This window comes from Bacillus sp. PK6-025, from assembly GCF_056530265.1.
Genome location: NZ_CP096509.1, coordinates 3,334,762 through 3,350,059, shown reverse-complemented (window position 1 = coordinate 3,350,059; position 15,298 = coordinate 3,334,762). Strand labels below are relative to the sequence as shown.

Below are 15,298 nucleotides of genomic sequence, written 5' to 3'. Positions count from 1 at the left end.
GCGGATTCGTATGTTGAAAAAAATACAGATTCAAACAAACCGGCGCGATGAAATGCTTGATATTACAAATGACGTCCAAAGATTCATTTCAGAAAATGGCGTTTCCAGCGGCACTGTTATTGTCTACTGTCCGCATACAACGGCAGGCATTACGATTAATGAAAATGCCGACCCCGATGTCAAACGCGATATGCTGAGACGGTTCGATGAAGTGTATCCGTGGGAACATGAGCTTGACCGCCATATGGAAGGGAATACTGCGGCGCATTTGAAAGCGAGCACGGTCGGGACATCGCAACATATGATCATTGAAGGGGGCAGGCTTGTCCTCGGGACTTGGCAGGGCATATATTTTTGCGAGTTCGACGGCCCGAGGCACCGGACATGCTATTTTAAAATCACAGCCGATTGAAAGGAGAAAATAAAATGAATCAGTTCATGGAACGTCTCTCTTTATCAAAGCCTGTGATCCAGGCGCCGATGGCGGGTGGACCGACAACACCAAGGCTCGCCGCCGCCGTATCAGATTGCGGCGGCTTAGGCAGCCTTGCATCCGGCTATTTGACGCCGGAAGTTCTTCAACAACAGATTCTGGAGACTAAAAAGCTGACATCAGCCGGATTTCAAGTCAACCTCTTCATTCCGGAAAAACGGGAAAACGTCAGACGGGAAGAATATGAAGGGTGGAAAGAGAAGATACCTTATGCACGTTCGGCTTCACCTGTGCCAGAAGAGAAACACGATTGGGACGATTTTTACGAGAAAATCGAAATCATTTTAAGGGAAGGGGTCAGCGCCGTTTCATTTACGTTTGGCCCGCCGCCGACCGATGCCGTCAAAGAACTGAAAGACCGAAACTGCTGTTTAATGGGCACCGCCGTTTCGGTTGAAGAAGCCTTGATGCTCGAAGAATTGGGGATGGATGTCATCGTTGTTCAAGGAAGTGAAGCTGGCGGCCACAGGGGTGCCTTTTTGAAAACGAAGGGAGAACCCGCTGTCGGCTCGATGGCTTTAATTCCCCAAGCGGCAGATCATGTGTCGGTTCCGATTATTGCAGCGGGCGGCATTTTTGACAAAAGAGGTGTTGCGGCAGCTTTTGCCCTCGGCGCACAGGGCGTTCAAATCGGCACCGCTTTTTTGACGTGCGAAGAAAGCGGAACACACCCTGCATACAAACAAAAATTGCTCGAAGCGGTTGAAACAGACACAAGGCTGACCCGTTTGTTCTCAGGGAAGCCGGCAAGAGGCATCGTCAATCAATGGATGGAAGACAGGCGCCCGGACGAAGCTGAAGCGCTGCCTTATCCTCTGCAAAATACGCTGACGCAGCCGATGAGAAAACAGGCGAAGCTTGAAGGGAATTCGGACGGCATGTCATTGTGGTCCGGACAGGGCGTGCGGGCCTCCGTCCGGCTAACGACGGTGAAGGAGCTGATGGATCAGCTTGCGCCTGCCGATGTGCTATCTGATCATTTGTATTAATGCAGGAATATCAACCCGTGTCACTTGAGAAAGCAGATAGGCGGACGTCTGTGCATGAGGCTTTCTCAGCCCGTTCAGTTTTTCAATGATCGTTTCGCCACTTAAGATCCCCAGACCGTGTGCCGCATAGAGATTATTTTCAAGTAAAATAGCGTTTTCTCCGCGCCACTGCGGTCTTTCGGGATCGAATTCAGGGTTCTTGAAATACAGGCAGTCTCCCGGAAGGTAGTCGTTCCCCTTATCCGTATAGATCGGCAGCCGCTCATAATGCCAATCGTATAAAATGATTCTTTGATAATTCCGGTCAAATGTCTGATCGCCGATCGTTTTGAGGAGCGCCATATAAAAAATGATGACAATCGCAGTTGCGCACTCAAAAGCATAAAGAGAGCCGCTTTCAAAAATATTTCGAATCGCCTTTGAAGCCGGCGCTCTGTACTTCAACTCCAAAGCCCCCTCAGGCGTCACCCTCCAAAACTCTTCATTCCCGTATGTCTTTGAAAAGGTGGCAAACTTTGCTCCGCTGTTGATCAGCTCTCTGGCTGATTCGACGGTATGCACTCTGAATCTCAGCTCAAATAACAGTTCTGAGATTGAACCGTATCTATATCTGGACGGCATGGCCAGCATCCGGTTGGCAATGTCTCTTTGCGTCTGACTGACATTCAGTTTTTCGATATCCTCAGGACGGAGCCAGTAGCCCGAAACACTTATCATAGGATACACCCTTTTCCCTTTTTTATTAGCGTATGCCTGATGCTTGGGCAGGAAAACGGTCTAATTTTCCGCTTTTTTTACTTAAAAAATAGACCCCGTCTCCGATAAAAGTAGAGAAAGGGGAATCACACATGAAAAAGCTTTTAAATTGGATGAAACGGCCTTCTATTTCTAAAAAATTAATTTTTTCATTTATATTCATTTTAACAATTCCGATCTTGGTTCTTTCGGCTACTTCATATTTTACGGCCAGCAGCACGCTTGAGGATGAGATTTTGAGAAGTGCGAAAGACAATATCGATGAACTGAACGACATCATTCAGCAAGATATCGGCAGCAAGGAGACTTCTATTGCGTATTTCAGCGAATGGATTGATCAAAAAGCGTACAAAGAGAAAGGGCAGACCGCCATTAAACAGCGGTTTGAGCAATTTGCAAAACAAAATCCCGACGTCGAACTCGTATTCACCGGTTCGGAGGATAGCGTTTACGCACAATATCCGAATGCTCCATTGCCTGACGGGTATGACCCGGTAGAACGCGACTGGTACAAACAGGCTGTCCAGGAAAAAGGGAAAACGATTGTAACTGAACCTTATGAGTCTGCATCAACAGGCCATATGGTCGTCACGATCGCCAAGCAGAACAAAGACGGATCAGGCGTAGTCGCCCTTGACTTAAACATTGACAAGCTGATCAAATCGGCAAACAGCATCAGCATCGGAAAAACCGGCTATGCATTCATCATCGGCGAAGGGAAAACGTATGTCGCCCATCCGAAAATGAAAGCCGGCACAGAAGCAGAAGCCGATCTGACAGAGCAGATGTTCAGCAAAGAGAGCGGCTTGTTCACATTTAATGAAAAAGGCAAAGAAAAGAAAACGGTCTTCACGACAAATAAACTAACCGGCTGGAAGATCGGCGGAGAGATGAATACAGCAGAGATTAAAGACGCTGCACAGCCTGTGCTTCACATGGCAGTCATGACATTGGCAGGCGCGATTATTCTGGGCGGCATTCTTGTTTACTTTATTGTCCGCGCGATCAGCAAGCCTTTAAATCAACTCGTCTCTTCTGCAAAAAGCATCAGTGAAGGAGATCTGACACAAAAAATCGATGTCCGCTCCAGAGACGAATTCGGACAGCTGGGCGAAAGCTTCAACGAAATGGCTGACTCATTGCGTTCGCTGATCAGCACAATTCAGGAATCGGTCGACAATGTGGCATCTTCATCAGAGCAGCTGACGGCAAGCGCCGACCAGACAAGTAAAGCGACGGAGCACATTACATTAGCCATCGAGCGGTTCTCAAGCGGCGCTGAAAGTCAAAATGAAAAAGTCGAAGCGAGCTCACAGCGGCTCAGCCAAATGAATGACAAGCTGAATGAAATCGCAGGCGTATCGGAATCGATTACAGAATCCTCGGGTAAATCGACTGAAATTGCCGAAACAGGCGGAGAGCTCGTCCAACAAACCGTCGGGCAGATGAATTCGATCAACAAGTCCGTCAGACAGGCCGAACAGGTTGTCAAAGGGCTAGAAGCGAAATCGAAAGATATCACCGCGATCCTGCGCGTCATAAACGGAATCGCTGATCAAACGAATTTACTGGCGCTGAACGCCGCCATCGAGGCAGCGCGGGCCGGCGAATCAGGCAGAGGATTCTCGGTTGTCGCTGAAGAAGTCAGAAAGCTTGCGGCCCAATCAGCAGAATCGGCAAAAGAAATCGAAGAGCTGATTCAGGATATCGTCAAGGAAATCGAACATTCGCTCAACATGTTCAAATCGGTCAACCAAGAAGTACAGTCAGGGCTCGAAATTACGGAAGAAACGGAAACGAGTTTTAAACATATTTACGACATGACGAACGAAATCGCAGGCAAGCTGCAGACGATGAACGCCGCCGTAGAGCATTTGTCAACAGGTTCTCACGAAATATCCGACGCGGTCGAAGAGATCGCCGACGTATCGCGTGAAAGCTCTGCCGGTATTCAAGACATCGCTGCTTCAGCGGAAGAACAGCTGGCTTCAATGGAAGAAATCAGCTCATCCGCTGCGACGCTCGAACAAATGGCTGAAGAACTGCGCGACTTAACGAAAAAGTTTACAATTTGATGAAAAGAGGCTGCTGGTCAGCCTCTTTTTAAGCTCTTTTTTAAGAATCTTCAGAAATACTTTTTAAAGTTTTTTAATATGCAAAAGTAAATGAAAGCTCCGATATTAGTTTCATAATCTAGAAGCTAAAGGAGTTATATCAAATGAAAAAGGTATTGGACTGGCTTAAACGGCCGTCTATCTCAAAAAAGCTGTTTTTCAGCTTTATATTGGTTTTAACTTTGCCGATTTTGGCCTTATCCTATAGTGCGTACCAAACGGCGGGAAGCTCTCTTGAAACGGAAATCATGAGAAGCGCGCGCGATAATGTCGAACAGCTGAATGAGATCATAGACCAGAATATCGGAAAGAAAGAGCAGGCTGTTTCCTTTTTCAGCGGCTGGGTGAATGAAAAGCTTTATCAAGAAAAAGGGAACGCATCACTTGTAGAAAGATTCGAGCAGTACGCCAAGCTGAACCAGGATGTGGAAGCAATCTACACAGGTTCAAAAGACGGCAAGTTCATCCGCTATCCCGCTGAAAAAATGGCGAAAGATTATAACCCGGCGGATAGGGACTGGTATAAGCAAGCCGTTGAAAATAAAGGAAAAGCGATTATCACAAACCCTTATAAAACAGCGTCGACCGGAACGATGGTCGTTACGATTGCAAAGCAGACGGAGGACGGCTCAGGGGTTGTTGCCGTTAACATGAAAATCGATGAACTTATCAAAGCGACAGAACGCGTCAACATCGGAAAAAGCGGCTTTGCGTTTATCTCAAGCAATGATAAAAAATATGTCGCTCATCCGAAGATCGAAGCCGGAACCGAAGGCAAAGGCGACTGGGTTACAAAAATGTACGGCAGTGAAAAAGGTGATTTTCAATATACATTTGAAGGAAAAGAAAAGAGAATGGCCTTTACGACGAACAAGCTGACCGGCTGGAAAATCGGCGGAACGATGTTCACGGATGAGATATCAGAGGCTGCTCAGCCTGTCTTCCACATGGCGATCATCATTTTGGCAGCCGCGATCGTGCTCGGCGGGATTCTCATCTACTTCATTATCCGCGGAATCAGCAAGCCGTTAAGCGAGCTCGTGTCATCCGCAAAGAGCATCAGCGGCGGCGACTTGACACAAAAAATCGCAGTCCGTTCAAAAGACGAATTCGGTCAGCTCGGTACAAGCTTTAATGAAATGGCCGAATCGCTGCGCTCTTTAATCAGCGTCATTCAATCATCAGTTGACAATGTAGCTTCTTCATCTGAAGAGCTTCATGCCAGCGCAGAGCAGACAAGCAAAGCGACTGAGCATATTACAATGGCCATTGAACAGTTTTCTGACGGTAATGAAAGCCAGAAAGAAAAAGTCGAAGCAAGCTCGCATCAGCTGAATGAAATGAACGACGGGTTATATGACATGTCAAAAACTTCAGCCGCGATTACTGATGCGTCGCTGAAATCGACTGAGATTGCAGGCAAAGGGGAAGAGCTTGTTCAAAAGACGGTCGGCCAAATGAACTCGATCGATCGGTCTGTCAAGCAAGCGGAAGCGGTCGTCAAAGGGCTCGAAGCCAAATCAAAAGACATCACAAGCATTTTGCGTGTGATTAACGGAATCGCCGATCAAACGAATCTGCTCGCGCTCAATGCAGCGATCGAAGCGGCAAGGGCCGGGGAATCGGGCCGCGGCTTCTCGGTAGTGGCTGAAGAAGTCAGGAAGCTCGCCGCACAATCCGCCGGTTCGGCGAAGGAAATTGAACATTTAATTCAGGAAATCGTCAAGGAAATCGACAACTCCCTGAACATGTTCAAATCGGTCAATCATGAAGTACAGTCAGGACTTCGAATCACAGATGAAACAGAGACAAGCTTCAAAACGATTTACGATATGACCAATGATATCGCAGGCAAGCTGCAGACGATGAATGCCGCTGTCGAACAATTGACGCAAGGTTCCCGCCAAGTCGCGGGCGCGGTCGAAGAAATCGCTGATGTATCGAAAGAAAGTTCGGCAAGCATTCAGGACATCGCCGCTTCAGCCGAGGAACAGCTCGCTTCTATGGAAGAGATCAGCGCATCTTCCACCACATTGGCGGAGCTGGCTGAAGAACTGCGTGATTTGACACGGAAATTTAAGATTGAATAGCTTTAAAACATCCGGTTTTCCTCCGGATGTTTTTTTAGTTATTTTAGACTATAAAAAGTTATAAAACGCGTATAAAAACTTTTAAAAGAATCCGATATTAGAAATATAACAGAAAAGAGGAGTCAACAATTCTATGGAAAATATTATAAATTGGGTGAAACGTCCCTCCATTGCAAAGAAATTAATTCTTTCATTCTTGCTTATTTTAACTGTTCCAATCATCGTCCTCTCCTATAGCGCGTATCAAACGGCAAGCAGTACGCTTGACGGAGAAATCATGGACAATGCGCGCGAAAACGTTAATCAGCTGAACGAAATCATCAATCAGAATATCAGCCAGAAAACAAATGCCATGTCCTATTTCAGCGGGTTCATTAAAGAAAACTCTTTTAAAGGAAAAGAAAGTGACGCTTTAAAAGTGAAATTCGAACAGTTCGCCAAGCTCCATCCCGATGTGGAAGGGATCTTTACCGGATCAAAGGACGGAAAGTTCATCCGCTACCCGGATCAGGAAATGCCGAGCGGATATAATCCGGTAGAGCGGGACTGGTATAAAAAAGCCGCCGAACACAAGGGCGAAGTCATTATTACAGACCCTTACAAAACGGCGTCAACCGGAACGATGGTTATCACCATCGCCAAGATGCATGAAGACGGATCCGGCGTGGTCGCCGTCAATATGAAAATCGAAGAGCTCATTAAAGCGACAGAACGTGTGACCATCGGGAAAAAAGGCTTTGCCTTTATCACCAGTGCCGATAAAAAGTTTGTCGCCCACCCGAAACATGATGCGGGCTCAGACATCGAAGGCAGCTGGGTTGAAAAAGTATACGCCAATGACAAAGGAACAATCAAATATACGTCTGACGGCGAAAAGCAGATGGCATTCGCGACCAATAAACTGACCGGCTGGAAAATCGGCGGAACCATGTATATCACTGAACTAAAAGAAGCGTCACAGCCTGTGTTGAATGCAGCTTTGATTACGTTGGGCGTCAGCATCATCATCGGTGTGCTTCTGATGATTTTCATCATCAGATCGATCACAGGTCCGCTCCGCGAACTCGTTTCCTCTGCGAAAAGCATCAGCGGAGGCGACTTGACGCAAAAAATCACTGTCCGTTCAAAAGATGAAATCGGACAGCTCGGATCAAGCTTCAACGAAATGGCCGAATCGCTGAGCTCTTTAATCAGCGTCATTCAGACATCAGTTGAAAACGTCGCTTCTTCGTCAGAGCAGCTGACCGCGAGCGCGGATCAGACAAGCAAGGCGACAGAACATATTACATCTGCGATCGAACAATTTTCAAACGGAAACGAAAGCCAAAACGAGAAAGTGGAAGTCAGTGCACAGCAGCTGGCTGACATGAACAGCCAATTGCATGAAATGTCCAAAGTTTCAGCATCGATTACAGAATCATCCATTCAATCGACAGACATTGCCGGTACAGGCGGAGAGCTTGTTCAAAAAACGGTCGGACAAATGAATTCCATCGATCATTCCGTTAAACAGGCAGAATCCGTCGTGAAAGGACTTGAAAGCAAGTCAAAAGACATTACGGCAATCCTGCGGGTGATCAACGGCATCGCAGATCAGACGAATTTGCTCGCGTTGAACGCTGCAATTGAAGCCGCAAGAGCCGGTGAAGCCGGGAGAGGGTTTTCAGTAGTGGCTGAAGAAGTGCGCAAACTGGCTGAGCAATCCGCCTCATCGGCAAAAGAAATCGAAGCGCTCATTCAGGAAATCGTCAATGAGATCGGAAAGTCGCTGGACATGTTCCAGGACGTCAACCGTGAAGTACAGTCGGGACTTACCATCACAGACGAAACAGATACAAGCTTTAAGCAGATTTATGACATGACAAACGAAATCGCGGGCAAGCTGCAGACGATGAATGCGGCAGTTGAAGAGCTGTCAGAAGGGTCACAGCATGTCGCGGGAGCGGTTGAAGAAATTGCAGACGTATCGCGTGAAAGCTCAGGAAGCATTCAAGACATCGCCGCTTCGGCTGAAGAACAGCTCGCTTCAATGGAAGAAATCAGTTCTTCTGCGGCTACGCTTGAACAAATGGCTGAAGAACTGCGCGATTTGACGAAAAAATTTAAGATTGACTAAACATCAGCCTGCCGGCGATCCGGCAGCCTTTTACGCGGGAAAAGCATTTTTAAAAAGGGACGGGGAAGGGGATAAATAGGTTTAAACAGACTGTCATTTATCGTACACTGGTTGTACAGGAGGGATAAATCATGCGACTGGAAGGCAAGAAAGTGATCGCGCTTGTCAGCGATGACTTCGAAGATTTAGAACTGTGGTATCCAGTTTTAAGGCTGAGGGAAGAAGGCGCGATCGTACACCTCATTGGCGAAAAAGCGGATCATGAATATAAGGGCAAATACGGCGTACCTGCTGTCTCTGATTATGAGCTGAAAAGTGTGAATATTGAGGAATACGACGCAGTTCTGGTTCCGGGAGGCTGGGCGCCTGACAAGCTCAGAAGATATCCCGAGGTACTGGAGATGATTCGGTGGTTCAACGAAAGGAAGAAGCCCATCGGGCAAATCTGCCATGCCGGCTGGGTGCTGATTTCCGCAGGAATATTGGAAGGCAGGAAGGTCACAAGCACACCTGGGATCAAAGACGATATGGAAAATGCCGGAGCGGTATGGGTAAATGAAGCAGCGGTCGTCGACGGTCATATCGTGTCAAGCCGCCGCCCGCCGGACCTGCCGATCTATGTCAAAGCCTTTGCCGATCTTTTGGCGCAATCCTAAAACAAATGAGCCGCCCGTTCATTCGAATCGAGGCGGCTCATTTGTTATTTTTGATCAGCGGGGAAAACGAGACCGATCTGTTTGCGGGCTTCATCCATGACAGCCAAGGTGTTGATAGAGCGTTCAAATGTGTTAAGCGAAGACTCGATCCGCCCTTGTTTAATTAAATGAATGAATTCCTCTGTTTCATAAAACATGGCCGGTTTGTCATCCGGCAGCGTAAGATGTTCAACTCGTCCGTCCCGATAGCGGATGTCGACTTTTCCAGGTCGGTGGATTTTATCAATGACGATAGAGCCTTCCTCCCCTTGAATTTCAGCAGGAGTGAAGGAATTGGAGATTTTCGAGTGCATCAAAACAGCTTCATGCTCCTTGTATTTTAACAGCACTGTTCCTTCACCGTCCGCCCCCGACTCAAGGATCAGCCCGTTTGCTTTTACTTCGAGGGGCTTGCCGAACAGGACGATCGCGGGATGGACGCAATAGACGCCGATATCCATCAGGGAACCGTTCGATAAAGCCGGGTTAAATGCGTTTAAGATGGTTCCGTTTCTATAGGCGTCATAGCGGGAAGAGTATTGACAGTAGCTTGCTGTAAAACGGCGGACTTTGCCGATTTTGTGCAGGTTGCGTTCGATGTTTTTAAAATTCGGAAGAAATGTCGTTTTCATCGCTTCCATAAATGTCACGCGGTGTTCCTGCGCTGTTTTTACCATTTCTTCCGCTTCTTTGACATGGGACGCAAGCGGTTTTTCGCACAGGACGTGCTTTCCGCTTTTCATGAATGTGACGGCCTGTTCTTTATGTAAAGAGTTGGGACTTGCGATATATACCGCATCAATAACATCGCTCACAGCCATTTCGCTGATATCGGTAAAAACCGCCTCTGCCCCGTATTTTTGCGCGAATTCACGTCCGCGCTCCCCGCTCCTTGAATATACCGCGGTTAATTGAAAATCGCCGACCAAACGGGCCGCTTCAAGAAACCGGTCGGTGATCCAATTTGTTCCGACTACCCCGAACCGTATCATGCTATTTTCCCCTTTCGCTGTAGGATATGTTTATTATACAGTGTTTTCTTTTGCCGGCGAAAGACAAAAAGCCGGAAACACCGGCGTATATGTATATCATCAATAAACATTTGCAAGCGGAAAAAAAGACCAATAGCAATGGTTTTATTTTTAGTATGAGGAGTAATAGTGTACAATTTAATGTATAAAACCAATGTTAATGGAGGATCGCCATGGACTCTTTGAATATGTGGGGCGGCAGATTTAAGAAGTTTTTTTTAGACAATAAATTCGTTTTGTTTCTGCTCGTTCTGCTCTTGATCGGATTGAACATCCTTGTATTTACAAAAGCATCGTTTATTTTCACGCCTTTCATCGTTCTTGTGGAAACCATCGCCCTGCCTGTCGTGCTGACAGGTGTCGTATATTATTTGTTAAATCCGATCGTTGATTTTCTAGAGCGGAAAAATGTGAAAAGGATTTATTCAATTCTTCTTCTCTATATCGTAATCATCGGTCTGATCACGATTTCGATCGTCTCCGTTATCCCGCTGTTAAGGGAACAGATCACAAGCCTTGTCGATAATTTCCCAAGGTATGTCCACATTGTGGAAGACCAAATTAAACAGCTGATCGGAAGCCAGTTTTTTAATCAGGTCCAGCAGACGCTGAACATCAATCTGACCGATTTGGCAAGCAAATTATCCGATCAGGCCACCACTATTTTAAACAGCACATTTACCGGAGTGGGAACGTTCATAGGCGCCGTGACAGAAGTTGTGATTTCGATTGTGACCGTGCCGTTTATCCTGTTTTACTTATTGAAAGATGGTAAAAAACTGCCGCTCTTTATTTTGAAGCTCGTACCGGTCCGCTTGCGGGAACAGACGTATGTGATGATGTCCGAGATGAATCACCGGCTCAGTTCGTATATCAGGGGGCAGATCATCGTCAGCTTCTGTATCGGCTGCCTATTGTTTATCGGATATATGATCATCGGTCTTGATTACGCTTCTCTATTGGCCCTTGTGGCGGCGTGTACGAGCATCGTTCCGTATCTCGGACCGACGATTGCGATCACGCCGGCAATCATTATTGCCCTGGTTACTTCCCCGTTTATGCTTGTGAAGCTGATCATCGTTTGGACTGTGGTGCAGCTGTTTGAAGGAAAATTTATTTCGCCGCAAATTATGGGAAAAAACCTGCACATCCATCCGGTAACAATCATCTTTGTGCTGCTGACGGCAGCCAAGCTGTTCGGCGTGATCGGCGTCATTCTCGCCATCCCCGGATACGCGGTCATCAAAGTGGTGGTCACGCATTTGTTTGAATGGTTTAAACAGCGTTCACACCTTTATGAAAAAAACGAAGAAGTCTGAATCCCGCTTGCATAATCGGCTTTTAAAGGCGATATAAATAGTTTATTAGAGGACAAGTTTTATGAAGCGAAAGGAATGACATATGAACATTTGGGATATTTTTGTCGCCATCATACTTGGAATTGTTGAAGGATTAACAGAATATGCCCCTGTTTCGTCAACAGGGCATATGATCATTGTTGACGACGTCTGGCTGAAATCGAAAGAACTGCTCACGCCGGAGGCGGCGAATACCTTTAAAGTCGTGATTCAACTCGGCTCCATCCTCGCTGTCGCCATCGTATTTAAAGACCGGATTCTCAACCTCTTAGGTGTAAAGAAAAACATGACGGAAGAGCAGAAATCGGGAAACCGCCTTTCCATTGCCCAAATCGCTGTAGGACTTGTTCCCGCCGCTGTGCTCGGCTTTTTATTCGAAGACTATATTGATCAGTACCTGTTTTCCGTACACACCGTTGCGGTCGGTCTCATCGCCGGCGCGGTGCTGATGCTCGGGGCCGACTGGATTAACCGGCGCACGGAGACGACAGATTCGGTTGACCGGATGACGTATAAGCAGGCGCTCGGTATGGGGCTGTTTCAATGTCTGGCGCTCTGGCCGGGCTTCTCGCGCTCGGGTTCGACGATTTCGGGCGGTGTTATTCTCGGCTTGAACCACAGAGCGGCCGCCGATTTCACCTTCATCATGGCGATTCCGATCATGATGGGAGCCAGCCTGCTCTCTTTAATTAAAAACTGGGCATATTTAAGTGCAGACCTGTTTCCTTTCTTTATTACAGGGTTTATCAGCGCTTTTATTGTCGCTCTTTTTGTCGTCCGCTTTTTCCTCAGGCTGATCAATAAGATCAAGCTTGTCCCGTTTGCCATCTATCGCATCATTTTAGGGCTTCTTCTGTTCATTTTGTTTCTGTAAAATTACGAACCGATTTCCAGCTGGAAATCGGTTTTTATTATAGGTAAAAAGAATGATATCCTATTATTTCCCACTATAAAATTGCCTGCCAACTTACTATACTAGTAAGAGGGAGGAGATATTGAAATGTTTATTATCGCATGTCTATTGATTATCTTAGGTTTAATGCCTATTTTTTATAAAGCGAACCACAATACAAAAGATGTGAAAGTCAACACGATTTCGGTCGAGCGCGTCCAGGCTCCCGCTTTAAAGAAAAAGCTGAACATTCTTCATCTGTCTGATCTTCATTTAGAAAACATTTCGATTTCACCTGAACAGATTCTTGAACTTGCCAATAAAAAACGAGTGGATCTCATTGCTTTAACAGGAGATTTTCTTGATAGGAAACGAAATATACCAAAGCTTGCAAACTACTTAAAAGCTTTGCAAAAACTAAAGCCGGCATACGGGATGTACGCTGTATTCGGCAACCATGACTACGTATTGAAAGGTGAACACTTTCGGAAGCTGAAACGTGTGCTGGAAGATAACGGATGCATCACCCTTCGAAATCAGCATGTCTCGATTGAAGTGGACGGTGAGGCACTCAACATTATCGGGATTGATGATTACAGCACGAAGCGAAGCGATATTGCCGCTTCATATAAAGAGCTGAAGGAAGGGTACAACCTTGTATTGACGCATGATCCGAACGTTGTGCTTGATATGCAGGAATTTCACTTTGACTATCTTCTGTCAGGGCACTTTCACGGCGGTCAGATTCATTGGCCGAAGCCTTATCATCTTCTGAAGATGGGAAAGCTTGTGCGAATGAATATGATTAAAGGTCTTCACTATCATCATGACAAACCGTTTTATATCAGCGAGGGATTGGGCCAGACGGGAGCGAATATCCGCATTGGAAGCCGTCCGGAAATGACGTTCCATCACATTTCATAAAAAGAAGAGGCTGTTCCTGTTTTGAGGGATCAGTCTCTTTTTTTTGTTATTTCTGCAGATAGGACTTGAACAATTTTTCTTTCGAGATAAACAAATATTGGGAAGGAGGAATTTTACGAAGAGAAAATTGCTTTGTTGTTAAATATAAAATCGGAATCTGCGTCAGTTTTTTAAAGACTCTGTAAAACTGGTTTGCGGGCTCAACGGCTTCAAAACCGAGCCTTTCAACGCCTTTATGCAGCGTCGTAATGCCGATGATGCCTTTGATTTGGTCTGTCCGGTGATGGTTTTTAACATATTCGGCCAGGATCGGCATTGAAAAGTACGCCTTTTGATAAATGAGGATGCCTCTTCTGACAGCGCTCTCAATATTTTGAAGCTCTTTGATCAGCTTAATATTATGCAGATGAATTTTGATCAGAACATCGTTCTTCTTAATAACCGTCCCATCGTTTAACACCACATCGATCCCTTTGTACCTTGTGAGACGGACGCGAAAAATGCTCGATTTCGTTTGATCAATGAGTGTCAGTCTTGAAAAAAAATAATAAAACGGGTCAATTACACTCCAAATCGACAAAAAACAGTTTCTCAAGTCGCCACTTTCCTTTCCTGAAAAAATACACTTATATTTTGGCTGGATATTTGAAAAATATAAATGGAAAACATTTTTCTTCTGAAATGGAGGATGGAGATGACAAAGATTCTGATTTTCCCTTTTTTAAGCATTTCCACCGGTCATCATCACGTTGCCGATTCACTGCAGGCAGAACTGCTTCTCAAATCCCATCAATGTGAAAAAATCGACATTTTTTCACATGCTTATCGGCGGCTTGAAAAAGCCTCTTCTGCGGCGTATTTGTCATGGATTCAGTATTTTCCGAAAGTCTACAGCTCGGTCTATCATCTCCTGGCGTGCGGGCGCCATCAAACCGCAAAGCGCCACCTCTTGTACGAGCTGATCTTTTTGAAGGATATGCAGCAGATCATTGCGGAAAAAAAGCCTGATATCGTGTTCTGTACGCATGCATTGCCCTCCTATTTGCTGAACCGCTTAAAAGGCCGATTTCCCGACATGAAAGTGGTCAATGTCTATACCGATTTTTTCGTCAACCGAATTTGGGGAAGAGAAAAGATTGATTATCATTTTGCGCCGATCAAAGACATCAAAGAACAGCTGATCGCAGAAGGCGTTGATGAAGAGAAGATTTTTTTGACCGGAATACCCGTGCATCGTTCCTATAAAATGGAGAGAAAGCCTGGGCAGAACGGGGACAAAAAAGCGGTGTGCAACATCCTCATAACCGGCGGAAGCATGGGGGTGGGCGGCATTTTTAAGCTTGTGCAGGAGCTGTCGCCGAATGGGGATGTCGCATACCAAATACTATGCGGAAAAAACCGAAAGCTCTACCGGTATGTTCATGATTTAAACAATCCATACATTACAGCGCTGCCTTATATCGAAAGCAAAGCAGAAATGAACCGTTTATACGAGGAGGCGTCGGGCATCATGACGAAGCCCGGCGGCGTCACGATCAGCGAGTGCATTGAAAAACAGCTTCCGATATTTATCTACCATGCGCTGCCCGGACAGGAAGAGATGAATCTCGATATTCTGAAAAAGAAAAACCTTGTCATTGAACTGAATCAGCAAAAACAGGAGCCGATTGAACAGCAGCTGCTCTCCTTTTTCCGTTCGGAAGAAGACATCAGACGCTATCAAATGAGCGTTGGTCAATATTTGCGTGAAAAATCGGACCGGGATATCAGCGACATTTTAGACGGGATCATTCATAACCGGAGCGGTTTAGGGAATGCTCACGTATAAGGAAGGAGGAAG

Annotated in this window: 13 protein-coding genes and 3 pseudogenes; 13 read left to right on the top strand and 3 right to left on the bottom strand. The window is 46.1% G+C overall.

The window, feature by feature from the left end:
• Nucleotides 1–10 precede the first annotated feature (10 nt).
• Nucleotides 11–412, top strand: a complete 402-nt coding sequence (locus M1D67_RS17190; RefSeq protein ID WP_096748284.1) for a secondary thiamine-phosphate synthase enzyme YjbQ — start codon at nucleotides 11–13, stop codon at nucleotides 410–412.
• A 14-nt stretch (nucleotides 413–426) separates the two neighbouring features.
• On the top strand, nucleotides 427–1,482 hold the full coding sequence (locus M1D67_RS17185) for a nitronate monooxygenase (protein WP_101561528.1): 1,056 nt from the start codon (nucleotides 427–429) through the stop codon (nucleotides 1,480–1,482).
• Here M1D67_RS17185 and M1D67_RS17180 read toward each other — a convergent pair.
• Nucleotides 1,462–2,199: a protein-glutamine gamma-glutamyltransferase gene (locus tag M1D67_RS17180; RefSeq protein ID WP_020452748.1), complete on the bottom strand. Its 738-nt coding sequence runs from the start codon at nucleotides 2,197–2,199 to the stop codon at nucleotides 1,462–1,464. The genes M1D67_RS17185 and M1D67_RS17180 overlap by 21 nt on opposite strands.
• Nucleotides 2,200–2,330: 131 nt before the next feature.
• On the opposite strand from M1D67_RS17180, the pseudogene M1D67_RS17175 reads away from it, so the two are divergent.
• The 7 genes and pseudogenes from M1D67_RS17175 to M1D67_RS17145 all read left to right on the top strand — a co-directional run.
• Nucleotides 2,331–3,323, top strand: a pseudogene (locus tag M1D67_RS17175) (cache domain-containing protein); the annotation flags it as partial.
• Between the two features lie 42 nt (nucleotides 3,324–3,365).
• Nucleotides 3,366–4,313 (top strand): methyl-accepting chemotaxis protein, encoded by a 948-nt coding sequence (locus tag M1D67_RS17170; protein WP_411801270.1) that lies wholly within the window; start codon nucleotides 3,366–3,368, stop codon nucleotides 4,311–4,313.
• A gap of 143 nt (nucleotides 4,314–4,456) precedes the next feature.
• Nucleotides 4,457–5,449, top strand: a pseudogene (locus M1D67_RS17165) (cache domain-containing protein); the annotation flags it as partial.
• 42 nt (nucleotides 5,450–5,491) lie between these two features.
• On the top strand, nucleotides 5,492–6,442 hold the full coding sequence (locus tag M1D67_RS17160) for a methyl-accepting chemotaxis protein (RefSeq protein WP_404841185.1): 951 nt from the start codon (nucleotides 5,492–5,494) through the stop codon (nucleotides 6,440–6,442).
• A gap of 133 nt (nucleotides 6,443–6,575) precedes the next feature.
• Nucleotides 6,576–7,565, top strand: a pseudogene (locus M1D67_RS17155) (cache domain-containing protein); the annotation flags it as partial.
• 42 nt (nucleotides 7,566–7,607) lie between these two features.
• Entirely contained in the window at nucleotides 7,608–8,558 is a 951-nt protein-coding gene (locus M1D67_RS17150; protein ID WP_404841434.1) for a methyl-accepting chemotaxis protein, read from the top strand.
• A gap of 131 nt (nucleotides 8,559–8,689) precedes the next feature.
• The gene (locus tag M1D67_RS17145) at nucleotides 8,690–9,214 is read left to right on the top strand and encodes a type 1 glutamine amidotransferase domain-containing protein (protein ID WP_025809689.1); all 525 of its coding nucleotides are present in this window, start codon (nucleotides 8,690–8,692) and stop codon (nucleotides 9,212–9,214) included.
• Between the two features lie 44 nt (nucleotides 9,215–9,258).
• On the opposite strand, the gene M1D67_RS17140 is transcribed toward M1D67_RS17145, so the two are convergent.
• A complete protein-coding gene (locus M1D67_RS17140) occupies nucleotides 9,259–10,245 on the bottom strand; it encodes a Gfo/Idh/MocA family protein (protein WP_479831407.1) in 987 nt (328 codons plus the stop codon).
• 212 nt (nucleotides 10,246–10,457) lie between these two features.
• On the opposite strand from M1D67_RS17140, the gene M1D67_RS17135 reads away from it, so the two are divergent.
• From M1D67_RS17135 to M1D67_RS17125, 3 genes are all read left to right on the top strand, one after another.
• A complete protein-coding gene (locus M1D67_RS17135) occupies nucleotides 10,458–11,603 on the top strand; it encodes an AI-2E family transporter (RefSeq protein WP_025809685.1) in 1,146 nt (381 codons plus the stop codon).
• A gap of 82 nt (nucleotides 11,604–11,685) precedes the next feature.
• Nucleotides 11,686–12,516 carry an undecaprenyl-diphosphate phosphatase gene (locus M1D67_RS17130; protein WP_023856116.1) on the top strand — a complete coding sequence of 277 codons (831 nt, stop codon included), beginning with the start codon at nucleotides 11,686–11,688 and terminating at the stop codon, nucleotides 12,514–12,516.
• Nucleotides 12,517–12,642: 126 nt separating this feature from the next.
• A complete protein-coding gene (locus M1D67_RS17125) occupies nucleotides 12,643–13,458 on the top strand; it encodes a metallophosphoesterase (RefSeq protein ID WP_479831406.1) in 816 nt (271 codons plus the stop codon).
• 46 nt (nucleotides 13,459–13,504) lie between these two features.
• Here M1D67_RS17125 and M1D67_RS17120 read toward each other — a convergent pair whose 3' ends face one another.
• The gene (locus M1D67_RS17120) at nucleotides 13,505–14,053 is read right to left on the bottom strand and encodes a YkoP family protein (protein ID WP_023856115.1); all 549 of its coding nucleotides are present in this window, start codon (nucleotides 14,051–14,053) and stop codon (nucleotides 13,505–13,507) included.
• Nucleotides 14,054–14,152: 99 nt separating this feature from the next.
• Here M1D67_RS17120 and M1D67_RS17115 point away from each other — a divergent pair, with 99 nt between their 5' ends.
• On the top strand, nucleotides 14,153–15,286 hold the full coding sequence (locus tag M1D67_RS17115) for an MGDG synthase family glycosyltransferase (protein WP_025809682.1): 1,134 nt from the start codon (nucleotides 14,153–14,155) through the stop codon (nucleotides 15,284–15,286).
• The last annotated feature ends 12 nt before the right edge of the window (nucleotides 15,287–15,298 follow it).